Here is a 26617-nt window from a genome sequence, read left to right as displayed (position 1 = left end):
ACGCCGCTACTTCTCCGACATCTCCATGCGCAGACTCGTCCACATCCTCACCGAGCACACCGAACCCGCCCGCCCCGAGCTCCACCTCACCGCCTGACCACCACCCCCAGGAAGCAACCGGAGTGACACCACACCACGGGACTTGACCCTTGCGAGGTGCGGACACGTTTGCACGGCGTCGATGCGACCCCCTGCGGAGGTCACGGCCTTGACCATACGGTCGTGGATGGAGCCGAGGTCTGCTTCGGACATGAACCCTTTACCCACGCCTTGCTGATTCGTGACGATTACTATTCGTGGCGCCCACGTCGCCAGCGTGCGGAGCGCTTCAAGCGCCCCGGGAATGAACTCGAACTCATCCCACGTTTGCACGTAGCCGCCCATGATGCGCGAGTTGATCACGCCGTCTCGGTCGAGGAAAAGGCACCAGGACTGATCGACTCGAGCAGCGGTGTACTCAGAGAGTGGGCCAGTAGTCATTCGACGACGCTAACAGTCGAGACCACCGACTATGGCTAGCACGGGGCAAGCTCCACCTACCCGCGGCGGCGAGGATCCGCGTCACTGACTCATCCACGTTCGCGGCTTCGTTGAACGTTGGAGCAATGATCGAGAGCTTCGCTGAGGGCTCCTGAGGTGCCGGAAGTCGAGGACAGGCCAGTCGGTAGTACTTCAGCGCTCAGCGATAGACCGGGCGGACGAGGTCAGCCGCGGTGACGCAGACTGTCCCTCCGAACTCGACGCGAAGCGTCACCAGGTCGGCAGCGATCGGTGCAACCGGAACGACAAGCGTGCTGACGCCGGAAGGAATCCGGTAAGCGGGGCCGCTTTGGTTATCGACTGGCCACGTGCTTCCATCGGGGCGTCGAGATAGGACGCGAATCTCGGCTGGGTCTTTGGCGGACACGGTCATTCTCACCATGCCGCCGACCAGCTTTGGCGTCAGCCGCCCTTGCAGTACCGAGACGGGTTGCTCATCAGATGATGTGCAACCCGGCCCCGAAAAGAAGGCGACGTCGTGGATCGTCGTGAACATCGGCGTCGATCCGGAGCCATCCTTGTTCAGCATCAAGCTCCCCTCGACGAGACTCGTCATTTCGGTGCCGCGGCGCACCCAGGGGTAGATTCGATCTGAAAGATTCCAAGGGTACATACCCTCAGAGATGACCTTGTCCGGCAGCGGCACGGTCAGCATCCGCACCTCACCGGATTCGAGGGCGGCACCCAACTTTGAGCTCGGGTCCGCCAACTGCGAGAAGAACCTCTTCGACGCAACGCCGGCGGAAGTGTTGCTGATCGTCGCCGCCGACCATGCCCACACGGCTGTCATCAAGACGGCTATAACTGCCGCGATGGCGATGACCGTGCGCTGTCGGGTGACGTCCCGCATTCTTGGCGCGGCGCTGACGGCAACGGACGCTGCGATCCAAAACAGCAGCGTGGCTTCAGGGTAGTACCGCACCATGTCAACGGCAGCGTCGACACCTATGATCCCGACCCTTCCCACTGCGATGGGAAGTTGGCAGAGCACGTAGGCGATTAGCAGCCAGAGCCATGCGTGAGCGGATCGCACGCTCTTTAGGCTCGTGAAGACCACAAAGGCGCCGACGATGCCTACCGCTACCCAGCCCAAGATTGGGGGCGAGGATCCGGGAAGAACGCCGAGGACGGACGGCAGGTAGCCCTCCACAAGACTCCTCCCCATGTACGTGGCGATAGCGCTCGCCGGGGCAGTCGAGCCGGAGTCTTCGCGATAGCCTCCCAGAAAATACACAACGAGGAACGCGATCGCGACGACGGCCATGGCGGTCCAAGCAGGCCAGCCGCCTAACGCAACCCGCCAACGTGCTCTAAATGTGGATAGGGGTGCGATGCCCACGAGGAGAATGAACCCCAGGATGTACACGGGCGTGAGGATTTGTCGTTCGCCGAATGACATCGCGACGACCATAGTTAGAAGCACTGCGAGCAAACGCGGCGCGGAACGCGCGCGGAGGTAGCGCACGGTGGAGTCCCAAACCCAGACAGCCGCGACAGCGCCTATGCCGGGAGCGAGAGCGGCTCCCCACCACACCACACAGCTGAGCAACGCGAGTGAGAGTGATGCGGCGAGCGCCGCCAACGGGACCCACCAACGCCGGCCGTGCAGCGCCGTGAATAGGCGAACAGTCCCGACGAGAAGCGCCACGTGAATCGCGACGATGATCACTCCGACAAGCGGCCAGGAGAGCGTTCCCGCTGAGGCAACGGCTTTCCAAACCGCCACGAAACCCGGCATGAGATGCCCGAACATTGACCTCGTCAGGGTTTCGGCGGACCACGGAAGCTGAGCGAGCAGGCCAGGGAGGTACAGATCTTCCGCGATGAAGTAGGAGTTGCGCAGCAGGAGGATGATCACGCATACCTGAACAAGGACTGCGCCGAGAGCCAACCGCCGATAACCCCGATCGATTCGGGTTGGGGCGAGCGATTCGTGCATCTCGGATATTGTACTGACCCATGGCTGGGCTCGATTCAGAAGGCCTCCCGGAGCCGCGTAGTGATTTCTGTCGTGTCGCTGCCGCGAGCCTACGACCGCCCCGGGATACTGACTTGGTGATGTCTGCTTCCTGGGTGCGAGGCCGTTCTTCGGTAAAGATGGGCGTCCGCGGTGTGATGACCGGCGTCGTGGCCCTCGTGATCGCGACCGGATTGGTCTCGTGTCGTAGCGGAGCGACCCCCCAATCCGCTCCGGTCTCCGATCCTGTTGCATCCGCATCCGAACAACCCGCCCCCAGCGAGTCCGCGGCCCCGACCGCCGAGCCCTCGGTAGCTTCGTCTCCCGTTTCGTCCAGCCCCTACTCTCCCGAGGCGGGCACGCCTTCTCCTTTGCCAGCAGGACCTGTCACGATCATCACACTCGAAGCCGCGGGAGGCGTCATTCAGGCGTCGGGCATCATTCCAACCGTCGTCGAATCGAATGGCCAATGCACTCTGACTTTGGAACGAGACGGCGTTACTCGCAGCGCGACTGTTCCGGCTACGCCTGGCCGCGAGAGCACGTATTGCGGGTTGGTGGCTGCCGCGACTGACGGTTCCGGCCCCGGCGCTTGGCAGGTGGTACTTTCCTATCGGTCGCCAACGACGGTTGCCCAGTCCGAGTCGGTGCAGGTGCAAGTGCCGTGAGTCAACGGTCTTCCCCTCGCACTCGCCCGAGGTGGCGCATCGCCTTGACGACGATCGCCATCGTTGCCTCACTCGTGGTCACACCGTTGGCGACGTCCACGCCTGTCGCAGCGGCGAACGCTTCCGACTGGGATCCGGGCAACATCATCTCTGATGCTCTCTTCTACGATTCGAATGCGATGAGTGCACCCGAAATCCAGGCTTTCCTCAATGCCCGGGTGCCGACGTGTCGGACAACAGAAGTGCCATGTTTGAAAGACTATGCGCAATCGACCGATGATCGAGTGAGTGATCGTTACTGCAACGGTTACGTAGGACGATCAAGAGAGACTGCCGCGCAGATTATCGACAACGTTGCGCGATCATGCGGTATCTCGCAGAAAGTCCTTCTCGTGTTGCTCGAGAAGGAGCAGAGTCTAGTTACATCGTCACGCCCAAATCAGTGGTCCTATACAGCCGCCACCGGTCAAGGATGTCCCGATAATGCCCCGTGCAATCCTGCGACTTCGGGCTTTTTTTATCAGGTCTACTATGCGGCCCGTCAGTATGAGATCTATAGGCTCACTCCGACCCAGTGGGGGTATCAGGCCGGTCGATGGAACACGATCCTTTATAGTCCTGATCGGGCATGTGGAACTCGTAGCGTCTACATCCAGAATCAGGCAACGGCGGCGCTTTACATCTATACGCCATACACGCCGAATGAGGCGGCTCTTACCGATCTCTACGGCGAGGGTGACGACTGCTCAACGCACGGCAATCGCAATTTCTGGCGCCTGTATACCGACTGGTTCGGTTTGACGCGCGTAGACGCTAAGTCGCGGATCGATGCGACGTATGTGAACTTCGGCGGAGGCTCTGGCTGGCTGGGACCTGCGACGGGCGACTACGTCTGTGGGCTGGTGGACGGTGGCTGCTACCGTCCATACACCAACGGCCGCGTCTACGCGTCGAATCGCACGGCGGGCGTCTCGGTCTCACCTGCAATTCAACCTGCGTGGGACGAACAGTCGGCTCAAGACGGCGTTTTCGGGTATCCCCAGGCGGAAGCCTTCGCCGACAGAGGCGGATGGATGCAATCGTATGCAGGAGGGGTCGCGGTAGTCCCCGACGGAAGGGTGGCACAGTTTGTCGCCGGCCCGATTGGACTGGCCTGGCTCAATGCGGGGGGATTCAGTTCGAAGGTGGGAGCGCCCACGTCGCGGTTGTATTGCGTCCTCGTATCGGCAGGCTGCGTGCAAGTGTTCGCTAATGCCTGGTATTACGCATCCCCCTCTAGCGGCGCGCACTACGTTTCAGGCCCAATCCTGCAAGCCTGGAGTGACCGGGGATCTGAAAATGGCACGCTCGGCTATCCACTGAGTGAGCCTGTTCACGACCTCATCGGCGGGGGGGACTGGGCTCAGTTCCAAGGGGGCATACTATACGTCGACCTGAATGGTCGGTCCTGGGTTGTTGGCAACGAGATGGCGCAAGCGTATCTAGACGCGTACGTGGGCGGCAGTCCGCTGGGTGCGCCGTTGGGTGAGATAAGCTGCTCAGCCGGCAACTGTCTTCAGCAGTTCACGTCGGGCTACCTGGTCAAGGCAAGTGGTTCGGATACACGAGTCGTGGCTGGTCCGATTGGTGCGGCTTGGTTGGCGGCGGGGGCTTTCTCCTCGTCTGCGGGTGCCCCGCTCGGCCCGATGTATTGCGGGTTGGTGCGCGGCGGCTGTCTGCAGATGTTCTCTAGTGGCTGGTATTACTGGTCGCCGTCTAGCGGTGCGTATCTGGTGTCGAGCGCGTTGCTGCAGCCATGGAGTGTTGCGGGGTCTGAGCGTGGTGCGTTCGGGTACCCGTTGGGTGCGCCGGTGGCCGTTTCGGGTGGTTCGGTGCAGTCATTCCAGGGCGGTGTTGGGGTGGTGTCGACTTCCGGAGCGGCGCAGTTCGTGGCTGGTCCGATTGGTGCGGCTTGGTTGGCGGCGGGGGCTTTCTCCTCGTCTGCGGGTGCCCCGCTCGGCCCGATGAGCTGCGACGCGTCGGGTCGGTCCTGCTCGCAGCCGTACAGCGCGGGCACGTTTCTTTGGTCAGCCACCGACGGGGTGAGCTTCAAGGCCGGATGATGCGTGTCCCGGCGCGGGCGCTCACAGCCCGCTTCCGGGGGAGGCGCAGACTCGGATGGTAATCTGATTGCCAAACGAGTTCTCGACGCAACAGCCGTTGGGATGTCAGCCCCGATCCGATTGATCAACAAGGCTGCGAGCCATGTCCAGGATGATCAGTTTCTGGTGTGAGCCGGGCACTCGGTAAAGCAGCGCGTCGACGCGGTCGATAACAGATAGGGATGTGATGAGCGATAGCGTGCAATTGTCGGCTCAGGTCGTTGACAGCGTGTCACTCGATCGAGCACTTCGGGATGTTGAGGTCGCAAACCGCCGCGTGATCGACCTCGCTAAAGATCTCCTGGATCGTGAAGAGCAAATCGCAAAGCTGAACACCGAGATCGTCGCCTTGAAGCGACTGATGGATCCTCGTCGTCGTATGGAGCACATCTTCCGTAGGAACCACGCACTATACGCTGCCGTTCGGCGCACGAAGCGGATGTTGGGAAGGTGAGCGACGCGTCTCCAGTCCGCGTACTGCTCGCGGTCACCTTTTACAACGGTCGGTCCTTTGCGCGGCGAACGATGGAGTCGATTGCACGTCTTCAAAAGGAGCGGTTCGCTCTCGACGTCCTCGTACTGGATGACGCCAGCCCTGAACCGGGCTTTAGCGAGCACCTCGAGGCCCTCGCCGCCGAGTTCGGAGCGGTCTATTACCGTTCTCCGCGAAACATGGGGATTCCTCGCAACGTCAACCTTGGACTCGCTACCGCTCAGCGACTCGGGTACGACTATGTTGTGATTTCGAACTCCGACGTCATCTACGCGCAGAATGCGCTTCAGGTGCTTGTTGACGACGCTGTCTCCTCCGCAGCCGGCGTCGCGTCGATCACAGCATGGTCTACGAATGTCGACCCCTACTCTCTTCCGAATGGTGCCGATCTCTACGTGGAGACTCAGGACGTTGCGGACCTCATCGGTGTCGCGCTCGCCGCAGAGTTTGCTGATCGCACCTTGGATATCCCAGCCGGCATCTCCTTCGCCATGATCGTGCCGGTCGCCGTACTGGACGAGGTTGGCCTCATGGATCCGGTCTTCGGTCGAGGCTACGGCGAGGAATCCGACTGGTCAGCGCGTGCATCCAGCGCCGGGTACAAGCATCTCTTGGCTCAGGGGTCTTACGTCTATCACGCGGGGCGGGGGTCGACACTCGCCGCCGGGATCGTTTCGAAGGACGCCACCGCAGACTGGGGTAATCAACGTATCGTCAACCATCGATCGCCGATGTTCCGCTGGGACGTGGACGGATTTCTCCGCTCCGGGACGCTCGAGCCGGCGCAAATCGATGCGGTTCGGGCGCTCGTCCTTGCAGCTGCATCGAAATATGGGTACGCCCTGATCGACGCATCGAAGGATTGGGTAGATCCCGCGGAAACCGTTGTCACGGTTGCTATTCGGTCGCAGGCGTATGAGATTTGCACCGCACACTGGTGCGGTTTTACAACCGATATCGACACGGACGGGAGCGACGTCGTAGGGGCGATCGTGGAGTTTTTCGGGGGCGTCGCTCCTCTCTATACGAACGTACGGGCCGCCACGTGGCAGGGCGCCTCGCAGTTCGGATACCCCGTGAGGCTTTGAGTTGGCAGTGACGGCTCCAGCACTTCCTGCGGAAGTATCGGTACGCCAACGAGGCGGCGGAATTCTTCTCGAAGTACAGGCTCTGCGCGCAGTCGCCGTGCTCTTGGTTGTCGTGTACCACGTATGGCCATCTCGGATTCCGAGCGGGTTCATCGGCGTAGACGTTTTCTTCGTCATCTCGGGCTTCCTGATTACCTCGCACTTGTTGAGGGAGGTCGCGCAGACGGGGACGATTCGGGTCACATCGTTCTGGGCGCGACGAATCCGGCGGTTACTCCCCGCGTCCATCCTTGTGCTCGGGATCTGTGCTGTCCTCTTGTGGACGGTGTATCCACCGGTATTTCGGTGGCCCGGGATTGAGCAGATCGCGTTCGCAAGTTTCTACGGCTTGAATTGGCTCCTCGCTACCAACGCGGTCGATTACCTGCACGCCGGCGATTCGGCCACGCTGGTCCAGCATTTCTGGTCCCTCTCGGTTGAAGAGCAGTTTTACTTCTTCTGGCCGCTCATTCTGCTGGCTACGCTTTTCCTCTCGACAAGGCTCGCGCTGCAGAAGCGTCGAAGGCGCGCACCTGAGACTTACGTAATGATCGTGACGACGCTCATTGTGGCGGCGTCCTTTGCGTACTCGGTCGTCCTTAGCCACTATCGGCCGGCATTCGCTTACTTCGACACGGGCACCCGCGTTTGGGAACTGGGTCTCGGAGCTATATTCGCGGTCGTTCTCTCGAGGTGGCCCGACTCGATAGACCGACTCCGCGGGACCAGCGTCCTGGCGCGTGGCGGCATCGGCCTCGTGGCGGGATTCTCACTCATTGGAGCTTCGGCCCTCCTCATCGGCCCCGATGTGGAGTTCCCTGGGTGGGTCGCGCTGTTTCCCACCGTTGGCGCGCTGATTGTGATCGTCGTAGGCATGCCAGAGGTTTCCTGGCTGCGGCCGCTGGTCGCGTGGCGGCCTGTGCAATATGTAGGTGACATCTCGTACGAGCTGTACCTCGTCCATTGGCCGCTATTGGTGACCGCGCTTGTCGTCGTCGGGCACCGACCGAACTGGTGGCAGGGCGCGATCCTCATCGCAGTCGCGATAGTCGCCGCTACGGTCGTCCATCGCCTCATGCATGTGCTTCCGCAGCTGTGGCACGCCCTATGGGCTCGCCGCCGCGTTGCATTCGCGTTCGCGGCCGTGAGCGCTGCTATTTTCTGCACGGCGGCCATCCTCACTTTGCAGTGGCAGGAGTCGCGCGCGTCAGCGGCGGCCAGTGTCAAAGACGAACTCATCCACACGGGAAACGGCGCGGCCCCGACTCCTGGAGATCCGCTCGCCTGTGTCGGCGCTGCGGCGATGCTCAGTGGTGCCGAGTGCGCGGATCGGTTCGCCTTGACCGATTCGGTCGACCTGGCGGCAGCTGCGACAGACCTCGACCGCGCCAACTGGTGCCTCACGTGGTATGACCAGGATTGGCTCCAGTGCGAGCGTGGTGATCCAACCGGAACAAGCGGCACGATCGCGCTCCTGGGAGACTCGCACGCTGGCGCGCTGACGGGTGCGATGGACACCTATTTCCGGCAACTCGGATGGAAGGTCATCACTTACACACGATTCGGTTGCAGCGGGCTTGAGCAACCTGTTCCTGCCCTTAGCGTCCCGACAGACGACGGGAAGTCGTGGGACGATTGTGTGAAGTGGGCGCAGCGCGCACGTGCAGAGATCGCCAGCCGAAGCGACATTACCGCGGTGGTTTTCACCAACTGGGAACGCTCAAAGGGTTCGCCGGCCGTCGGGATGCCTGCTCGGCTCACGCCGCAGTCGATAGCAACGTCCCTGGAGCAGCTTGGCTCGGCCGGCAAGCCTCTCGTCTACGTAGAAGATCCCCCCAACACCGGAGGAGTGCCCGTTCCGGAATGCCTCGCAGGGGAGACGGCCTCTGCCGCGCCGTGCTCCACTCGCCGGAGCGAGAGCTACGACCCGAGCCTCATGCGCGATGGTATTGCTTACTCGGGTATAGATGTGGGCTATGTGTCCACGGTTGATGCCTATTGCGACGCCGACACCTGCTTTGCGGTCATCGGTGGCGTGGTGGTTTATACAGACGATAATCACATCAGCGACACCTGGGCCCGAAGCTTGATGCCCTACATCGGTTCGGAGATTCTCGAAGATATCGAGGCGCGGCGCGGCGCGTGAACTGACAACACGAAGGAACTGGATGCGAAATACAGTCATCGTCACCGGTGCCGCCGGCTACGTCGGGCGTCATGTGGTCCGCGCCGTGGAAGCTCTCGGCTTCGATGCGCTTGCCATCGCCCGCCGAGGCGGTATCCACTTCAGCGAGAGTGGGGTTACCGTGGAGGGCGACGTGCTCGACCCCAGTTTCGACCTGAGACGCTACACCAACGCACAGGATGTGGCCGCCCTCATCCACCTCGCGTGGCAAGACGGCTTCGTCCACAACGCGACGTCGCACATGCTCAACCTTTCTCGGCACTTCGAGTTTCTGACCGGCATGGCTGATGCGGGTGTTCCCCGCATCGCGGCGCTTGGCACAATGCACGAGGTTGGATACTGGGAAGGCGCAATAGCCGCAGACACCCCAACCAACCCGCTCACGCTCTACGGCATTGCAAAAGATGCGCTGAGGCGTTCGACGACCATCGCCATCGGCGAGAGGTCCGAATATGTCTGGTTGCGCGCGTATTACATAGTTGGCGACGATCGGCGGAGTCGATCGATCTTCACGAAGCTCCTCGAAGCAGCCGATCGCGGGGAGCGAAAGTTCCCGTTCACCACGGGAAAGACCCTCTATGACTTCATCGACGTAGAAGAACTGGGTAGACAGATCGCTGTAGCCGCGCTGACTCCCGGTGCAGTCGGCGTGGTCAACGTCTGCAGCGGTCAACCGGAATCGCTGGCGAACCGGGTCGAACAATTCATCGCGGACAACCACCTCGATGTCACGCTTGAGTATGGAGCTTTTCCCGACAGACCCTATGATTCCCCCGGAACGTGGGGAGACGCCAGCATGATCAACGCGCTCATGGCATCCTCGCCCTACGCGAAGGAGACAAACGCGTGATTCAGTATTCCAAGGACCTGGCCATCCACGAGACGTCGATCCCCGGCGTTCTCTTGATCGACTTGCCTGTGCACGGCGACAACCGCGGGTGGTTCAAGGAGAACTGGCAGCGCGAGAAGATGATTGGGCTGGGTCTGCCCGACTTCGGCCCGGTACAAAACAACATCTCCTTCAACGACGCGGTGGGGACAACCCGAGGCATCCACGCCGAGCCGTGGGACAAGTTCGTTTCGATAGCCGTGGGCTCGGTCTTCGGCGCATGGGTCGATCTCCGCGCGGGTGACAGTTTCGGCCGAGTGTTCACTGCCGAACTCGACCCTTCGACCGCGATCTTTGTCCCTCGCGGAGTTGGCAACTCGTATCAGACTCTCGAGCCGAACACGGCATATACCTATCTCGTCAACGCGCACTGGAGCGCCGACCGACTGGGCGAGTACTCCTTCCTGAATCTCGCGGACGAGACTGCGGCCATCCCGTGGCCGATCCCTCTCGACCGCGCCGAGCTATCCGAAAAGGACCGGCAGCATCCGCGCCTGGGCGACGTGATGCCGCTGTGAGCGCTCCCGCATGTACGGACTCGCTCGGCCGGTAGGATGGATGAAATGCTGAGCGATAACGATGAGGCCGCCTCGAGGCTGAGGCGGCTGGGCGAACTGCCGCTCGATCGCGTCGGCTCCGCTGGAGGCGCCGGGGCAGGCTGGAAGGCGATACGGAGCATCTTTTCGCACCGTGAGATGCTCGGACTTTTAGTTCGTCGCGACCTCAAGGCCCGCTATAAGGACTCCGCACTCGGTTTCTTCTGGTCCCTCATCAGACCGCTGATTCAGTTGGCGATCTACTTCGTCGTCATGGGCCAGTTCCTCGGTGCGGCGAAGAACATCCCAGACTTTGCGGTGTACGTCTTCGCGGGTCTGTCCGCGTTGGGACTCTTCACAGAGATCGTCGTGGGGGGGACGAGTTCCGTCCTCACTAATGCCGGACTCGTCAAGAAGGTTTATCTTCCGCGCGAAGTGTTTCCGCTATCGAGCGTCGGGTCGGCACTTTTCAATTTCGGCATCCAAATCCTCGTGCTGCTGATCGCCACTATTGTCGTCGCCAAGCCGCCGGTGCACTGGCAGCTGGTGTATTTTCCACCCGCTTTGCTTCTACTCGTCGTTTACGGGACGGCACTCGCGTTGCTGTGTAGTGCGGTCAATGTCTACCTACGCGACACCCAGTACCTAGTTGAGGTCGTTACCATGCTCCTGTTCTGGGCCAGCCCTGTGGTCTATTCGTGGGAGATGGTGAAAACGCTCGTCCCGTCCCCTGCCCTGCTCGAGGTTTATACGAACAATCCGCTCACCCTCGCCGTGCTGGGCTTCCAGCGCGCTTTCTGGGTCTCCGGCGACTCTGTGGAGTGGCCGGGAGGTCTGATGACGCGCACACTTGTCGCGCTAGTCATCGGCATCGTATTCTTGCTCTTCTGCCATCGGGTGTTCGTCCGACTGCAGGGAAACTTCGCCCAGGAGCTCTGAGCTATGTCGCAACTACCGTCGCTCTCGACGCGCCCGGATGACGCGCGCCCCGAAGTCGCGCGTGTCGAGAACGTCTCCAAGCGCTTCACAATCCGGAAGGACTCCTCCTTCAAAGAGCGGATCGTGACTCTCGGTCGAGCAGGCCGTCGGCATCGCAAGGACTTCTGGGCTCTCCGCGGCGTGACTCTTGACATCTACGCGGGTGAGACGATCGGACTCATCGGCCACAACGGCTCAGGCAAGAGCACTCTGCTCAAAGCAATCGGCGGAATCATCGAACCCACCGCCGGCAGTGTTCGCCGGAGGGGTCGGCTTGCTGCGCTACTCGAGTTGGGCGCCGGATTCCACCCAGATCTGACGGGCCGCGAGAACATCTTCCTCAACGCGGCGGTGCTCGGTCTCAGCAGACAGGAGACGGAACTCCAGTTCGATGACATCGTCGCCTTCGCTGCGATCGGGGACTTCATCGATACTCAGGTCAAGTTCTATTCCTCCGGTATGTACGTGCGCCTCGCCTTCGCTGTGGCGGTCCATACCGATCCGGACATCTTGCTCGTCGATGAGGTGCTGGCCGTCGGTGACGAGGCCTTCCAACGCAAGTGCATGGACCGTATCCGTGAGTTCCAACATCAGGGCCGCACCATTATCCTGGTGAGTCACTCTCTCGATCAGGTGGTCGATCTATGTGGGCGGTGCGTCCTGCTCAACGATGGAGAGGTGGTGTTCGACGGAGCCCCGTCGCTCGCCGTGGGACGCTTTCGAGATCTGCTCGAGCAGCGCAGGGTCGCTGAGGGCGCCCCGGCCTCGACTCCCGAGCAACGGCAGCTGGGCGCGATCACCGAAGTCGCGGTCCGCCCGGCGGGTCGTGATGTCAGCGATACCGTGCACGCGGGCGAGGATGTCGAGGTCCGACTCTCGATCACTGCGGAACACCTTGAAGGCGCTGTGTGTCGGATCCAGATCGACGACACCATGGGGCAGAAGGTCTTCGTCACGGGCACTGACTGGCTCGATGACTCAGTTCCCGTCGTCGAAGGTCAGCGTGATGTTGTATTCAGCTTGAAGAACCCCGCACTAGGGGGTGGGAAGTTCTTCGTCAACACCACTCTGATCGACAGCTCAGGGCAGGTTCTTCACGCCATCATGCAGGCAGCGTCCTTCAACATGGAAGCCGATCCTCATGCCATCGGCCATCTACGCGTGGATGTCGACGTCGTGTTTGACCAGTTCTGACCGCGCGGGCAATCGTCGACTGATCGCGCCAACGCTGACGGGGTGGCTGGCCTACTGACCCTTCGAAGCGTAGAACGCCTCGACGCCGTCCTTGTCGGCGGACCACCACAACTCGTTCGCCCTGTACCAGTCGATCGTGGCGGCAAGGCCGGCGTCGAAGTCACGGTACTGTGGCTCCCAGCCGAGTTCGGTGCGCAACTTCGTCGAGTCGATCGCATAACGCAGATCGTGGCCCGCGCGGTCAGTGACGTGGTCATACGCTTCGGCGTCCTGACCCATGAGCTCCAGGATCAGCTCGACGACGGACTTGTTGTTCTTCTCACCATCGGCGCCGATGAGGTAAGTCTCGCCGATGACCCCCTTGTCGAGGATCGTCAACACTGCCGATGAGTGGTCCTCGGCATGTATCCAGTCCCGGACATTCTCTCCCTTGCCGTAAAGCCTGGGGCGGATACCGCGTATCACGTTGGTTATCTGACGGGGGATGAACTTCTCTACATGCTGGTAGGGGCCGTAGTTGTTCGAGCAGTTGGAAATCGTTGCCTGAACGCCGAACGACCGCACCCACGCTCGAACCAGCAGGTCGGAACCCGCCTTCGTGCTGCTATAAGGGGAGGAGGGGTTGTAAGGCGTGTTCTCGGTGAATCGCTCGGGGTCGTCCAGTTCAAGGTCGCCGTAGACCTCGTCGGTAGAGATATGGTGCAGGCGCGTGCCGTGCTTACGCGCGGCCTCCAGGAGCGTGTATGTTCCGACGATGTTTGTGTCGAGGAACGGGCGCGGGTCGTTCAGCGAATTGTCGTTGTGCGACTCCGCTGCGTAGTGCACGACAGCGTCTGCTTCAACGAACAGCGAATCGACGAGTATGGCGTCCGCGATGTCGCCTTCGACGAAGGCGAAGCGATCGCCGGGCAACCCATCGAGGGACGCACGATTGCCTGCGTACGTGAGCTTGTCGAGCACGGTGACGTGGTCGTCGGTGTGCTCGATAACGTGGTGGACGAAGTTCGATCCGATGAAGCCGGCGCCGCCAGTGACGAGAAGCTTCCGCATCAGCGGCCCCTTTCCAGAGTGTCGAGCAGGTACGTCCCGTACCCCGATTTCACGAGCTTCTGCGCACGTTCGCGCAGCTCGGAGTCTGTGAGGAACCCCTGACGCCATGCGACTTCTTCAGGTACACCGATCGACATTCCCGTTCGACGTTCCATGGTGCGTACGTACTCGGCGGCATCCGTCATCTGGTCGAATGTGCCGGTGTCGAGCCAAGCGGTGCCGCGAGGGAGCACCTCGACGTGCAACCTCCCACGCTCGAGGTACGCGCGGTTGATGTCGGTGATCTCGTACTCACCGCGCGGACTCGGCGCAAGGGAGCGAGCGATGTCGACGACGTCATTGTCGTAGAAGTAGAGGCCGGGGACTGCATAGTTGCTCTTGGGATGAACCGGCTTCTCCTCGAGGGAGATCGCCCGGCCATCCTCCGCGAACTCCACCACCCCGTATGCCCCCGGCTCAGCCACCCAGTAAGCGAAGATCGCTCCACCGTCCACATCGGCGTACTGCTTCAGTTGGCGCCCGAGGCTCGGCCCGTACAGGAGGTTGTCGCCCAGAACGAGGGCCACCTTGTCTGTGCCGATGAAATCTGCGCCGATAGTGAACGCTTGGGCCAAGCCATCGGGTGACGGCTGTTGTGCAAATGAAAGCCGGATGCCGAACTGAGAACCATCACCCAGGAGGCGCTCGAAGAATGGTGCGTCGTGAGGCGTCGTGATCACGAGGATCTCGTCGATGCCTGCCAACATGAGCGTCGACAGCGGGTAGTAGACCATCGGCTTGTCGTATACAGGAATGAGCTGCTTGGAGACCCCGAGCGTGATCGGGTGTAGCCGCGTACCCGAGCCTCCGGCGAGGATGATGCCTTTCACCCCCCAATCGTGTCATAGGCGCGCCGGGCAATGCGCCGCCGATTCTCAGGCTCTACTCGGTAAGGTGTCGCGGTAAGCAGCATCGGCGGAAAGGCCTGTGACGTGACCTTCGTCCCCCTTCTCCCGCCAGTCCTCACCGCGATCGCTTTGCTGTGGGGCCTGGGCGGGTTCCTCTCGTGGGCGGTTGGCCTGCGCGGCTATTGGGCCGTCGCTGCTGCACCGGCGTTCGCAGTCACACTGGCGGCGGGCACAGCGGTCGTTGGCTCTTGGCTACACATCCCGTGGAGTGTGATTCCCGTCATCGCGATGACGGGAACCGTCGGACTTGCCATCTTCCTGCTGCGTCGAGGGATGCCGGGAAATCCGGGAGTCGCGCGTCGCCGCGGATCTCCTTGGCTTCCTGCGTCACTTGCCGTGGCTGCGCTCGTCGTTGCGTGGCGAGTCTCGGCCGTGATGCAAGCGCCCGAAAACATCTCGCAGACGTTCGACAACATTTTCCATTTGAACGCGGTGCGATTCATCCTTACCGAGGGGGACGCGTCCTCTTTGCACCTCGGTACGATGACCAGCCCCGACGGGAGTCTTCCGTTCTACCCGGCGGCATGGCACGGGATCGTCGCGCTGATCGTTCAGCTGACGGGCGTCTCCATCCCGATAGCCGTCAACGCACTCGTCTTTACAGTTTCGGCCGCTGTGTGGCCGCTGGCCGCCGTCCTGCTCGTCAGGACGCTGTTCGGCAGCTATGCGCCATACACGGTGGCAGCCGCGCTGCTCTCCGCTTCTGTGCCGGTGTTTCCGATACTGCTGATGGACTACGGCGTGCTGTACCCGCTTCAGCTCAGTCTCGCCATCCTTCCCATCGCTCTTGCCGCCACGCTTCGCGTGCTGCGGATCGTTCCGCAGGTGGCGCCGCGAGGGACATGGTGGTGGACGCTCATTCTGGTGGGCGTCATACCCGGCCTTGCGCTCGCGCATCCCGGTGGATTCGTTGCCTGGCTTGCGCTCACACTTCCCATGGTCGCCTTCACGATCTGGCGTGCTCTCCGCGGTTCGGTGACGATGAGACGTCGCCTCTCTATAGTTCTCGGCGGAGCCGGCTACCTCGCGATCGGGGCCGTGCTCGTCCGAGTTCTGCGCCCGCCGGCCGAGGCTCGTGGCTGGCCACTTCAGACGTCGATGCTGGGCGCCCTATCCCAAGTGCTCGGCGTCTCGATGTGGTATCTCGTACCCGCGTTCGTCGTCGCAGCGGCCGCGGTGGCCGGCATCGTCTGGTCACTCGTCGACCACACGCCCCGCGCCGTACTCGCATTGTCGATGTACCTTGTCGCGGCCGGACTGTTCATCGCGGTCGCAGCGCTTCCGTTGCCGGCTCTCCGGGATGCGCTCACCGGGAGCTGGTACAACAACCTTCCACGACTGGCGGCGATCTTCGGAGTCGCGTTGGTGCCACTCGCCGCGTATGGAGCAGGCCGCACGTGGCTCGCGATCATGTCGCGCCGGCCTGCCCTCGCGGTCGCGCCGCGACGTTCCGTCGCTCGATCGACCATAGGAGTGGCTGCGGCCGCCGTCTTGCTCATCGGGCTGCAAGCTGACGGAACGATGCAACGAGCGGTCGACTGGGCGTCGGGTGGCTATCGTCTCGATGCGGCTTCGCCGCTGCTCAACTCGGATGAATATGCATTGCTCCAGCGGCTTCCCGACGAGGTACCTGAGGGAGTCACGGTCGCCGGAAGCCCATGGACGGGGGCGTCGCTCGCGTTCGCGATTTCCGATCGGCCTGTCCTCATGCCCCACACGCTCATGTACATCTCCGACGAGATGGCGACCGTCAACGACGAGCTCGACGTGGCTCAGCGCGGTGATGCCGTCTGCGCCGCGCTCACCGATCTCGGCGTCGGCTACGTCCTCGACTTCGGGCGTGCAGAAGTTCATCCCGGGGCGCACCCCTTCCCCGGCCTCGACGATCTCGCGACGTCCAGCGCGGTGGAGCTCGTCGACAGGGAGGGGGATGCCAAGTTGTACCGCATCGTCGCCTGCGGGTGATCTCGCACTCCGTCGGTAGACTCGTCTCATCATGCCCGCACCCCGCGACGCCGTTCTCGTGATCGTTCCCGCCTGGAACGAGGAACGCAACGTCGGCACCACCGTTCATGAGATCCTCGATGCGGACCCGCGTTACCATGTCGCCGTCGTCGATGACGGGTCGACCGACGCGACCGCGAAGGTAGCCGCCGATGCGGGCGCGACTGTGCTCAGTCTGCCGTTCAACCTCGGGGTGGGCGGCGCGATGCGCACGGGCTACACCTACGCACAGCGCGAGGGGTACCTGCGAGCGATCCAAGTGGATGCCGACGGCCAGCACAACCCCGCGGACATCGAACGAGTCCTGGCGGGCCTGGAAACGGCGGATATCTCCATCGGTGCACGCTTCAGCGATGTCGGCGACTACGAAGTGCGTGGTCCGCGGAAGTGGGCGATGAGCTTCCTCGCGTCCGTCCTCTCGCGCGTCGCCAAGACGCGGTTGACCGATGTCACGAGCGGCTTCCGCGCTGCCGGCGCGCGCGCGATCGACCAGTACGTGCGCTACTATCCCGCGGAGTACTTGGGTGACACCCTTGATTCTCTGGTCGCCGCCTGCCACGCCGGTCTCACCGTCACCCAGGTGCCGGTCGCGATGCGGCCCCGCAGGCACGGCACCCCGAGCCAGGGCCCGATCGGGTCGGCGAAGTACCTGCTGCGCTCGGTATTCGCCTTGGGACTCGCGCTCATGCGCCGGACGCGAAGTACGGCGCCGGAGGAACTGCAGGAGACGCGAGCATGATCGTCTTCTTCGGCATCCTTCTCGCGATCCTGATTCTCGTCGTCGTCATGTGGATGCTGCTGACGCGGCGTCTGCGCGAGAAATACGCGGTGTTGTGGCTGGTCATCGGCCTGGCCGTGCTGGTCCTGGGACTGTTCCCCCAGTTGCTGCTGGGCATCACCGACCTGTTCGGCGTGCAGGTGCCCGCGAACCTGCTGTTTGCGCTGGCGATCGTCCTGCTGCTCGGCGTCGCGCTCCACCTCTCGTGGGAGCTCTCCCAGGCGGAGGACGAGATCCGGCGCTCCGCCGAAGAACACGCGATCCTGCGGGCGAAGCACGAGCAGCTGGAGCGCAGGCTCGATGCCCTCGAGGGTGAGAGCGGCGGCCACCGCCCGCACGCCGACACCGATGGCTGAGCGAGCCGGCGCGTCCGCGGCCCTCGTCGCCGTGGGCGCGGCGGTGGCCGCACTGTCCGGAGTGGCCTTTCTCGCGATCACGGCGAGATCTCTGACCACCGAGCAGAACACCGCCTTCCTCACCTTCTGGGCCGCACTCTTCGCTCTGTTCGCGGTGCTGTCGGGGATCCAGAACGAGGTCACCCGTGCCGTGCGCGCTGACTCAATGCGCACGGGAGACCACGATCGGAAGACGTCGCCGCTTGCCTCGGCCCTGATCGTCGGCGCGGCGGCCGCGCTGGTCGTGCTGGCGCTCACCCCGCTCTGGGGCGTCGTCCTGGTGGACGACACGAACCTCATCTTCTCTGTCGTGGTGATGGGAGCAGCCGCGTTCCTGTACGCCGGTCATGTCGCCGCCGTCGGGACATTCGCCGGGCTCGGACGCTGGCGCGCCTTCGCCGGACTCACGGCCGGCGAGTCCGTCGTGCGCCTGGCGCTTGCAGTGGTGGGAGCTGTCGCAGGCTGGAGCGTGGATGGCTTCGCGACGGCTGCGGCTGCCGGCGCCGTCACGTGGGTCGCCGCGACGCTATCGATGCCCGGGTGGCGTACGGTGTGGAGTCTGCGCGTGGCCATCGGTCGAGGTGCCCTCATCGGGCGAATCCTCAATGCCATGGCGGCCTCGGGCGCCAACGCCCTGCTCGTGACCGGGTTCCCCCTTCTGATGAGCGCCACCACCGATCCTTCGACCTACGCGAGTGCCGCCCCCGTCGTGATGGCGGTGTCGATGACGCGTGCGCCGCTGCTGATCCCGATCACGGCGTTCCAGTCAATGGTCATCGCCGCATTCGTTGAGCATCCGGAGCGCGCGCGATCCTCTTTGCTGCGCCTGCTGCTCCTCGTCGTAGCCGTAGCACTGGTGGGTGGGGGACTCGCGGCGCTGGTCGGCCCGTGGCTCATGGCGCTCGTGTTCGGCCCCGCCTACGCGAATACTCCTGCCATCCTCGCGTTGCTCGTGGCCGCGGCGGCATTCCTCGCGCTGCTCGTTCTCGGCGGCGCGATCGCGCTCGCGCTCGACGAGCATGCGGTCAACACGGTCGGGTGGTACCTCGCCTTCGCCGTGTCGACCGCCATCATGCTCATGCCGCTTGATCTCGCGACGCGTACGGTCCTTGCCCTGATGATCGGCCCGATGGTGGGGTCTGCGTTCCACTTCATCTTCGTCCTCCGCGCGCTGCGTCGCCGCGAGTCGCGAGCGACGGCGACGTGATGCGTACCAGCGTCCTGATACCAATGTTCAACGCGGCCTCGTCGGTCTCGCGCGCCGTCCAGTCCGTTCTTGCACAGACCGACGTCGATTTCGAGGTGATCGTGGTCGACGACGGCTCAGCGGACTCGTCGCGAGAGGTCGTGGAGGGCATCCGCGACGCACGAGTGCGAGTGATCGCCCACGAAAGGAATCGGGGGATCTCGGCGGCGCGCAACACGGCCCTGGCCGCCGCGCAGGGAGATTTCATCGCCTTCCTCGACGCTGACGATGCGTGGGAGCCCGGGTTGCTGACCCGAATGCACGAGGCGGCATCGGAGGTCGACGCGGTGATCTGCGGCCGCACGGTGGTCCTGCCGGACGGCACGCGGCGTACGGCGCACTCGACGCGGCTCGGCGAGATGACGGGCGACGAGGCGGCCACGGCGATGCTCGTCGGGGACGTGTCGCCCTTTCCTTGGGACAAGATGATCCGGCGGGCTGCGTTCGACGGGATCACTTACCCGGTCGACATCCATCGCTTCGAAGACCACGTCGTGGGGGTGGTGGCGCTCTCACGCGTCGCGCGCGTGCGATCGGTTCCGGACGCGCTCGTGCAGTACTACGTCGCCGCCGGCTCCCTCACCTGGGGGCGAGTGCCCGAGGTGGCCGAGACGGAGCGTGCCCTCGGGTTCGCCGAGTCCGAGCTGGGGCCGTGGCTCGGCGCCGAGCCGAGCCGCCGACGAGCTTTCATGGTGTGCCGGACGCTGTTCCTGATGCTGACGGCACAGTCGGCGATGCGTTCCCGAGATACGCTCGCGGCGCGCGAAGTGATGACAAGGTGTCGCGCTCTCATCTCACCGACGATGATCGCGACGACCCTTGCCCGAAAGCCCGTCCTGGGCGCGGGCGCACTGCTCCTCAAGGCGGCGCCCGACATCTACCGCCGGCTGTTCACCGCCTACGTGAAACGGCAGTACGCGCTGGGCTGACCGAGTCGGATTCAGCGCGCTTCCGAGCGGAGGTCTCCGAACGGATGGCGCTTGCCCCGCGACCACCGGATGGTGGGACGTTCGACGAAGAACCAGGACAGTGCTGCGATCACGAAGGTCGACGGGACGAGCACGGCGAAGAAGAGCGGAAGCGGTGCCCCGGCCCATCCCCACAGGCACAGGAGCTGCGTCAACGGGAAGCCCCAGACGTAGACGCCGTACGAGAAGTCGTGGACTTGGAAGAGCTGCGGGGACGGCAGGCGTGCACCGATCCACAACAGGACGTACGTGAGCAACGGTGCGGCGAGCTGACCCCCGTAGGCCGGAAACACGAGGACGAGGGCAACCGTGCCCACCGCGCAGAGAAGAGCTCCCCACCATGTCAGCGTGAACCTCTCGCCGTACCGCTCCCGGATCATGAAAACCAGGGCGCCGCCGAAGAAGAATGGCAGAAGACGGCCGAACTGCACGACGTCGGCGCCGATCCCGCTGAGGGCGACGACGAACGCGTCGTTCCAGATCTTGAGCGCGCACGTGGCTACGAACGCAAGAAGCATCGGCCACACGCTCCGGCGCGCAGCAGGGAGCACCAGGAAGAACCCGACCAGCAGATAGGCGGTGAACTCGTAGTACAGGCTCCACAGTGAGCCGTTCCACGCAAACGGATAAGGAACGTTGGCGAGGGTGCCCGCCACCGAGTAGTCCACCATTTTGAGCCAGCCGTTGCCGATCACGTAGCTGGCGGGGGTGTTCGGCGTGGAAAGGAAGCCGTCGAGCGACCCGTTCTGAACGCTGAACGCGATAGGTGCGAGCAGGAACGCCGTGAGGACGTTCACGAAGAAAAATGCGGGGAACAGTCGCGCGATGCGGTTGATCAGATAACGCCCACCGTCCGAGCGGAGGCGCGCCCCGGTGATCAGGTAGCCGGAGATCATGAAGAAGCCGAACACCGCCCATCCGCCGACCGACTCGCCCGGCGTGAGCTCGACGCCCTCGCCGCGACCCGTGAGGGGAATGACATGGTGAAACAACACCATCGCGGCCATCACGAGCCGCAAGAGGTTCAGCGAGTTGTTCCTCGGATCGATCCAGGAACCTCTGACGGCCATCACTTGAGCAGGTTCCGCGCCGCCATCTCGTCCAATGAGCGCTGATAGGCATCGCCCTCGACGGGCTCACTCAGGACCCACTGGGCGAACTCACGCACGCCGTCGGCGAAGGCGACAACGGGGGTGAATCCGAGCACGTCTCGCAGCCGTGACGTGTCGGCGACGTTGTGGCGGATGTCTCCAAGGCGGTAGTTCCCGGAGACGCGCGTGGCTACCTCGGTGCCGTACGCGGCGAACAGCGCGTGAACGACATCCAGCACGGTCGTGGCGACTCCGGAGCCGACGTTGAACACGTGCCCCGCTGCCTCCGCGCGGGTCGTGGCCAGGAAGGTGGCTTCGGCGACGTCATCGATGTAGACGAAGTCGCGGCTTTCCTGCCCGTCCTCGAAGATGTTGATCTCTTTACCTTGGCGGATGAGGGTGGAGAAGATGGAGAGGATGCCGGTGTACGGGTTCTTGAGGGACTGGCCGGGGCCGTACACATTCTGATAGCGGAGCGCGACGGGCTCGATTCCGATCGTCGGCGCGACTGTCATGATCAGTGACTCCTGCATCTGCTTGGTGATGCCGTATACGCTCGACGGGTGCAGCGTGGCATCTTCGTTCGTTGCGATGAGCGTGAGCGGTCCTTCGCCGCTCAGGTGCACGTCGAAGTCGCCGGCGGCCATGTCGGCGTCGGCGCGATGCGGCGGATGCACGATCCGGCCGTCTTCGGTGCGGTACGAGCCCTCGCCGTAGATCGATCGCGAAGACGCGATCACGAGTCGACGCACCGGGAAATCGCCGGACGCGAGTACGTCCAACAGAGTCGCGGTGCCGCCCACGTTCGTCTGTACGTATCGCTCGATCTCATACATCGACTGACCTGTGCCGGTCTCGGCGGCCAGGTGAACGATCGCCGTGGTGCCCGCGAGAGCACGCCTCAGATCATCTGCCGAGGTCACGGTGCCGCGGACGACTTCCGCGATGCCGTCGAGTGAGCGCAACAGAGGTGAGGTGCGCTCGGGGTCGTCTCCGTGTACCTGGGGGATGAGCGCGTCGAGCACTGTTACGGTGTGACCGTCGGCGACCAGGCGTCGGGCGAGACGGGTGCCGATGAAGCCGGCACCGCCGGTGATGAGGACGTGTTCGACCATGACGACTCCTGGGCTGCGGGTGACCCCGAGCGGGTCAGAGGGAGGTGATGTGCGCCAGCGTCGATCTTATCCCGGAGCGCGTTCCTCTCCGGAGGACGCCGGGCAGCTCGGTGACGGCGTGCAGACGCGACATGACGCGCGCCCGGGCCGTGCGAGCGGTGCGAGACCATCCCTGCGCGGCGGCGAGCCGCCGCGCCTCGGCGTAATAGGTACGCTCGTCGCGGAAGCGCCGACCGTCCAGCAGCGTCTTCTGCGACGCGCTGCCGCCATGCCGTCGGTACGAGAAGGAAAGCGTCGGGTTGTAAGCGAGCGTTCCGCCGTCGAACGCGATGTCCATGAGCAGGGCGAGATCCTGGATGATCGGCAGGCCCTCTCGGAAGTCGATGCGCTGGAGGGTCTCGGTGCGAAATGCCAGGGAGGGCCAGTACAGCCAGTCGCCACGGATGAGGCTCGTGGCCATGTGCTCTCCGGTGAGCATAGTGATCCCCGAGCTTCCGTGCGGGGCGAGCAGTCCCTGCTTGACGCGATCGGCGAGTGGGCGGATCACGGTGCCGTGCTCGTCGATGACGTCCACGCCGGGCTGGATCACGTCGGCGCCCGGAACCACGGCGATCGTGTGAGCGATCGTGTCGACGTAGTTCGGGTGCAGCAGGTCGTCGCATCCCAGGATCGCGATATGCGGCTCGGTTGCCCTACGGATCGCCTCGCGGTAGTTCTCCGTGATTCCCAGATTGGTGCTGTTGCGCACGTAGGTGATGCGGGGGTCGGTCTCCGTCGCGAAGCGCTCGGCGACCGACTCGTCGGGATAGCAGTCGTCGATGATCACCAGCCTCCAGTCCGGGTTGCGCTGTGCTCGCACGGAGTCGACGGTTTCGTACAACAGGCCGGGGTCGCCCCAGAAGGGCACGAAGATCTCGAGAGTCATGGCTCATCCAGGTTACGGAAGTTCTCGGCGGATAGAATCATCCCTCGGATCGGGCACGCCATCCACAACAACGAGTGAAAGCAGCGCATGGACCTCCTCATCGTCGGCTCCGGCTTCTTCGGCCTCACCATCGCCGAGCGCGCAGCGGCCGACGGCCGAAAGGTCACGGTCATCGATCGCCGACACCACATCGGCGGGAATGCCTACAGCGAGGACGACCCGACCACCGGCATCGAGGTGCACACCTACGGAGCGCATCTGTTCCACACGTCCAACGCGACGGTGTGGGAGTACGTCAATCGATTCACGACCTTCACCGATTACGTCCACCGTGTGTACACCAATCACAAGGGCGTGGTCTATCCGCTGCCGATCAATCTCGGGACCATCAACCAGTTCTTCCAGGCCGCCCACACGCCCGACGAGGCACGCGATCTGATCCGCGAGCTCGCCGGCGAGTTCGATCCGAAAGATGCTCAGAATCTTGAGGAGCGGGGTATCGGGCTCATCGGCCGACCGCTGTACGAGGCGTTCATCCGCGATTACACGGCCAAGCAGTGGCAGACGGACCCGAAGAACCTGCCCGCCGAGATCATCAGCCGGCTGCCCGTTCGCTACACGTACGACAACCGCTACTTCAACGACACGTGGGAGGGTCTGCCCACCGACGGGTACACGGCGTGGCTAGAACGAATGGCCGATCATCCCAACATCGAGGTCGTATTGGGGACCGACTTCTTCGATGAGTCGCAGCCCCTCAACCGATCCGCGGCGGTGGGCCAACTGCCGATCGTCTATACGGGCCCGGTCGATCGCTACTTCGACTACACCGCCGGCGAGCTGAGCTGGCGCACTCTCGACTTCGAGCGCGAGGTGCTCGATGTCGCCGACTTCCAGGGCACGAGCGTGATGAACTACGCGGATGCCTCGGTGCCGTATACCCGGATCCACGAGTTCAAGCACTTCCATCCCGAGCGTGCGGATCGATACCCGACCGACAAGACCGTGATCATGCGCGAATACTCGCGCTTCGCCACACGGGGGGATGAGCCCTACTATCCGGTGAACACACCGGAGGACCGTACCGGGCTGCTCGCATATCGCGACCTCGCCAAGGGTGAGCAGGACGTCCACTTCGGCGGACGGCTTGGCACGTACCAGTATCTGGATATGCACATGGCCATCGGGTCGGCCCTGTCGATGTGGAACAACCAACTCGCCTGATTCCGCTCTACGTAATCACCGTGGCGGACGCAGGCCACTTCGGGGTCCGTCTCAACGGCCGAGACGAAGACGGATGCCCAGACCGCTGACGTTGCGTGGCCTACGGCGCCAATCTTCCTTCGTCGGTCTGAACGGCGAATGTCCGAGCCCATGCTTCGGCAGAGACGAGCTCCGGGAGCGCTGCGCGATACTCGGTGGCCAGCTTCGGCCACCGCCTCCTCAGTGCGCGGTGCAAGCGGATGCTGTCGATCAGCATCCGACGGAACTGTGCGCGATCGCGGGTGTACACGTTCTTACCCGAGCCATCCGCGGCGTTGACGAGGGCGCTATCGAAGAGAGGGACGCGCCACCAATGCGCGTCGTCCTTCCCGAATTCCACCTCGGGCTGCATGACGTTCTCGGGGCGAGGCGCGTGCAACCAGTGGGAGAGCAGAGTGGATGCCGTGAACCAGCGCAGGCGCATGCCGGTCGGGCTGTCGTACTGGTGACGCTTGAACCGCGGGAACACTTGGCGGCCTCGTCGTGAGCGCATCGGGGTTTCCGTATCGCGGTGCACGACGGTCTCCGGGAATCCTGCAGACATGGCTCGAGCCTCGGGCATAGCGGTCGCGAGGTTCGCCCTCATATGCGCCGGCCCCGACAGGACGTCGCGCAGCGCAAGGTGGCGGAGGGCGACGGGGTAGTACTGCATCATCATGAGGTGCTTGAGATCCAGGCGGCGGCTGTGCTTGATCAGCGCCCCGCCTAGCGGTGCGCGGGAATGCAGGAGCCCTGCGACGATGCGATTGCGCGCGTGGAAGTAGGCCTGCCAGTCGATCGAGTCATCCTTGCCCACCCACGACACATGCCACAGAGCGACGCCCGGAACGGAAACCGTGGGGAATCCTGCCTCGCGCGCCCGCAACGAATACTCCGCGTCATCCCACTTGATGAACGCGGGGAGCGCCAGACCAACCTCGCGCACGACTTCTTTGGGGATCAGGCACATCCACCACCCGTTGTAGTCGGCGTCGAGCCGCGAATGCAGCAAGGGCGACTGACGCAGGTTCGCGACCGAGAAATCGTGTGGCATTCGTTCCTGGTTAAGGGTGCGCCACATGAAGGGCACCTCGTCCACGACCTCTGCCCACGCGTGCAGCTTGGGCCGATCGAGCAGATCGAACATGTGCGCGCCGACGATGGTCGGGATGGTCGCGAAGCGAGCGAACATGATCGACCGCCGGATCGACTCCGGCTCGATGCGGACGTCGTCGTCCAACAACTGGACGAAGTCGCTGTCGGGTCGTTGTAGTGTCTCCGTCATCGCCCGCGCGAACCCGCCCGAGCCGCCGAGGTTCGGCTGAGTCACGATCTGCAGGGTCTCACCGAGAGCGCTGGCGACATCGTCGTATCCCGGCTCTGCCGAAACGAGGCGATCGCCCTGGTCGATCACATAAACGCGGTCGAGCAGCGGAAGCACTTCGGGACTCGCGGCCAGCGCCCGCAACGTGCCGATGCAGTAGTCGGGTTTGTTGTAGGTCGTGATGCCGATGGTCGCCTTGCCGTTCCTGCGCGGCTCCGCCTCCGTCGACCATGTTGCGCCTTCGAACACCGCGGACTTCTCGTCGGCGGCGACGTCGAACCAGATCCAGCCCCCATCGCTGTACTGATTGAGCGTGAGGCCGAATGTGGTGGTGGCCTCGCCGTCCACTTCTCGGGTGTCGATTCGCTGGCGCACGCCGCTTCCGGTGGAGCGATAGACGAGGATCGTCGCGGGGCCACTGGTGCGCACCGAAAGCGTCACGTCGCGCACCGTCGTCCAGTGCTGCCAGTAGGACGCGGGGAAGGCGTTGAAGTACGTGCCGAACGAGACGCGTCGGCCGGCGACGATCCTGGCTTTTGTTCGCCCCAGGATGTTGCCCAGCTGAGCGCGGTTCGATACGCGAACCGGCTCTTCGTCAATGGATGTCCACGTCTCCGGGTCGACGTACAGGGGCAACAGATCCGGATCGCGATCGACGGGAAGCACAGTGTTCTGAAGAATATGAGTCACGTATCACTCCAAGGTTCGGAGGCCGGGTCCGTCGAGGAAGCCACAGCGGTATCCGACTCCGCACCCCGATCCACGTCGGCGGAATCGCGTTCGGACGAGCCAGATCAGCAGTCTAGTCGCGCGAGTCGTCACTT

Annotated in this window: 21 protein-coding genes and 1 pseudogene; 14 read left to right on the top strand and 8 right to left on the bottom strand. The window is 63.4% G+C overall.

The window, feature by feature from the left end; genetic code table 11:
* Positions 1-6: 6 nt before the first annotated feature.
* Both J0I43_RS16455 and J0I43_RS14400 read right to left on the bottom strand, forming a co-directional pair.
* Positions 7-384 (bottom strand): hypothetical protein, encoded by a 378-nt coding sequence (locus J0I43_RS16455; RefSeq protein WP_367267558.1) that lies wholly within the window; start codon positions 382-384, stop codon positions 7-9.
* Between the two features lie 295 nt (positions 385-679).
* On the bottom strand, positions 680-2479 hold the full coding sequence (locus J0I43_RS14400; RefSeq protein WP_292865319.1) for a hypothetical protein: 1800 nt from the start codon (positions 2477-2479) through the stop codon (positions 680-682).
* 730 nt (positions 2480-3209) lie between these two features.
* Between J0I43_RS14400 and J0I43_RS14395 the strand changes: the two genes are divergently transcribed.
* The 8 genes and pseudogenes from J0I43_RS14395 (at position 3210) to J0I43_RS14360 (ending at position 12708) form a co-directional block, all read left to right on the top strand.
* On the top strand, positions 3210-5267 hold the full coding sequence (locus J0I43_RS14395; RefSeq protein WP_292865316.1) for a hypothetical protein: 2058 nt from the start codon (positions 3210-3212) through the stop codon (positions 5265-5267).
* Between the two features lie 226 nt (positions 5268-5493).
* Positions 5494-5760 (top strand): hypothetical protein, encoded by a 267-nt coding sequence (locus tag J0I43_RS14390; protein WP_292865313.1) that lies wholly within the window; start codon positions 5494-5496, stop codon positions 5758-5760.
* Positions 5757-6887: a glycosyltransferase gene (locus J0I43_RS14385; RefSeq protein ID WP_292865310.1), complete on the top strand. Its 1131-nt coding sequence runs from the start codon at positions 5757-5759 to the stop codon at positions 6885-6887. Before J0I43_RS14390 ends, J0I43_RS14385 begins: the two co-directional genes overlap by 4 nt.
* A gap of 7 nt (positions 6888-6894) precedes the next feature.
* On the top strand, positions 6895-9072 hold the full coding sequence (locus J0I43_RS14380; RefSeq protein ID WP_292865307.1) for an acyltransferase family protein: 2178 nt from the start codon (positions 6895-6897) through the stop codon (positions 9070-9072).
* A 22-nt stretch (positions 9073-9094) separates the two neighbouring features.
* Positions 9095-9961 (top strand): NAD(P)-dependent oxidoreductase, encoded by an 867-nt coding sequence (locus J0I43_RS14375; RefSeq protein WP_292865304.1) that lies wholly within the window; start codon positions 9095-9097, stop codon positions 9959-9961.
* Positions 9958-10515 (top strand): annotated as a pseudogene (locus J0I43_RS14370) (dTDP-4-dehydrorhamnose 3,5-epimerase family protein); the annotation flags it as partial. The gene J0I43_RS14375 and the pseudogene J0I43_RS14370, both read left to right, overlap by 4 nt.
* 48 nt (positions 10516-10563) lie before the next feature.
* Positions 10564-11475, top strand: a complete 912-nt coding sequence (locus J0I43_RS14365; RefSeq protein WP_292865303.1) for an ABC transporter permease — start codon at positions 10564-10566, stop codon at positions 11473-11475.
* Positions 11476-11478: 3 nt separating this feature from the next.
* Positions 11479-12708 carry an ABC transporter ATP-binding protein gene (locus J0I43_RS14360; protein WP_292865301.1) on the top strand — a complete coding sequence of 410 codons (1230 nt, stop codon included), beginning with the start codon at positions 11479-11481 and terminating at the stop codon, positions 12706-12708.
* Positions 12709-12759: 51 nt separating this feature from the next.
* Here J0I43_RS14360 and rfbB read toward each other — a convergent pair whose 3' ends face one another.
* Both rfbB and rfbA read right to left on the bottom strand, forming a co-directional pair.
* Entirely contained in the window at positions 12760-13758 is a 999-nt protein-coding gene (gene rfbB / locus J0I43_RS14355) for a dTDP-glucose 4,6-dehydratase (RefSeq protein WP_292865298.1), read from the bottom strand.
* The gene (gene rfbA, locus J0I43_RS14350) at positions 13758-14627 is read right to left on the bottom strand and encodes a glucose-1-phosphate thymidylyltransferase RfbA (RefSeq protein ID WP_292865295.1); all 870 of its coding nucleotides are present in this window, start codon (positions 14625-14627) and stop codon (positions 13758-13760) included. Before rfbA ends, rfbB begins: the two co-directional genes overlap by 1 nt.
* A gap of 102 nt (positions 14628-14729) precedes the next feature.
* Here rfbA and J0I43_RS14345 point away from each other — a divergent pair, with 102 nt between their 5' ends.
* From J0I43_RS14345 to J0I43_RS14325, 5 genes are read left to right on the top strand one after another with little or no spacing between them, the layout of a single operon-like run.
* Positions 14730-16670, top strand: coding sequence for a DUF6541 family protein (locus J0I43_RS14345; protein ID WP_292865293.1), 1941 nt, complete (start codon positions 14730-14732; stop codon positions 16668-16670).
* Positions 16671-16701: 31 nt separating this feature from the next.
* Positions 16702-17448, top strand: a complete 747-nt coding sequence (locus J0I43_RS14340; RefSeq protein ID WP_292865291.1) for a glycosyltransferase family 2 protein — start codon at positions 16702-16704, stop codon at positions 17446-17448.
* Entirely contained in the window at positions 17445-17843 is a 399-nt protein-coding gene (locus J0I43_RS14335; RefSeq protein WP_292865288.1) for a DUF2304 domain-containing protein, read from the top strand. The genes J0I43_RS14340 and J0I43_RS14335 overlap by 4 nt, the downstream gene beginning before the upstream one ends.
* A complete protein-coding gene (locus J0I43_RS14330; RefSeq protein ID WP_292865286.1) occupies positions 17836-19089 on the top strand; it encodes a hypothetical protein in 1254 nt (417 codons plus the stop codon). Before J0I43_RS14335 ends, J0I43_RS14330 begins: the two co-directional genes overlap by 8 nt.
* Positions 19089-20057 (top strand): glycosyltransferase family 2 protein, encoded by a 969-nt coding sequence (locus J0I43_RS14325; protein WP_292865283.1) that lies wholly within the window; start codon positions 19089-19091, stop codon positions 20055-20057. Before J0I43_RS14330 ends, J0I43_RS14325 begins: the two co-directional genes overlap by 1 nt.
* 11 nt (positions 20058-20068) lie before the next feature.
* On the opposite strand, the gene J0I43_RS14320 is transcribed toward J0I43_RS14325, so the two are convergent.
* The 3 genes from J0I43_RS14320 to J0I43_RS14310 are packed head-to-tail and all read right to left on the bottom strand — an operon-like array spanning position 20069 to position 23227.
* Positions 20069-21166, bottom strand: coding sequence for an acyltransferase (locus tag J0I43_RS14320; protein WP_292865280.1), 1098 nt, complete (start codon positions 21164-21166; stop codon positions 20069-20071).
* Entirely contained in the window at positions 21166-22302 is a 1137-nt protein-coding gene (locus tag J0I43_RS14315; RefSeq protein WP_292865277.1) for an NAD(P)-dependent oxidoreductase, read from the bottom strand. Before J0I43_RS14315 ends, J0I43_RS14320 begins: the two co-directional genes overlap by 1 nt.
* A gap of 34 nt (positions 22303-22336) precedes the next feature.
* Positions 22337-23227: a glycosyltransferase gene (locus J0I43_RS14310; protein WP_292865273.1), complete on the bottom strand. Its 891-nt coding sequence runs from the start codon at positions 23225-23227 to the stop codon at positions 22337-22339.
* Positions 23228-23314: 87 nt separating this feature from the next.
* On the opposite strand from J0I43_RS14310, the gene glf reads away from it, so the two are divergent.
* Positions 23315-24451: a UDP-galactopyranose mutase gene (gene glf / locus J0I43_RS14305; protein ID WP_292865270.1), complete on the top strand. Its 1137-nt coding sequence runs from the start codon at positions 23315-23317 to the stop codon at positions 24449-24451.
* 100 nt (positions 24452-24551) lie between these two features.
* Here the strand turns inward: glf and J0I43_RS14300 are convergent, their stop codons facing one another.
* Positions 24552-26483 carry a glycosyltransferase gene (locus J0I43_RS14300; RefSeq protein ID WP_292865267.1) on the bottom strand — a complete coding sequence of 644 codons (1932 nt, stop codon included), beginning with the start codon at positions 26481-26483 and terminating at the stop codon, positions 24552-24554.
* Between the last annotated feature and the right edge of the window lie 134 nt (positions 26484-26617).

Origin of the sequence: Microbacterium sp., assembly GCF_017305435.1 — a bacterium.
Lineage (GTDB): Bacteria > Actinomycetota > Actinomycetes > Actinomycetales > Microbacteriaceae > Microbacterium.
This window is presented reverse-complemented; position numbering and strand designations above follow the sequence as displayed.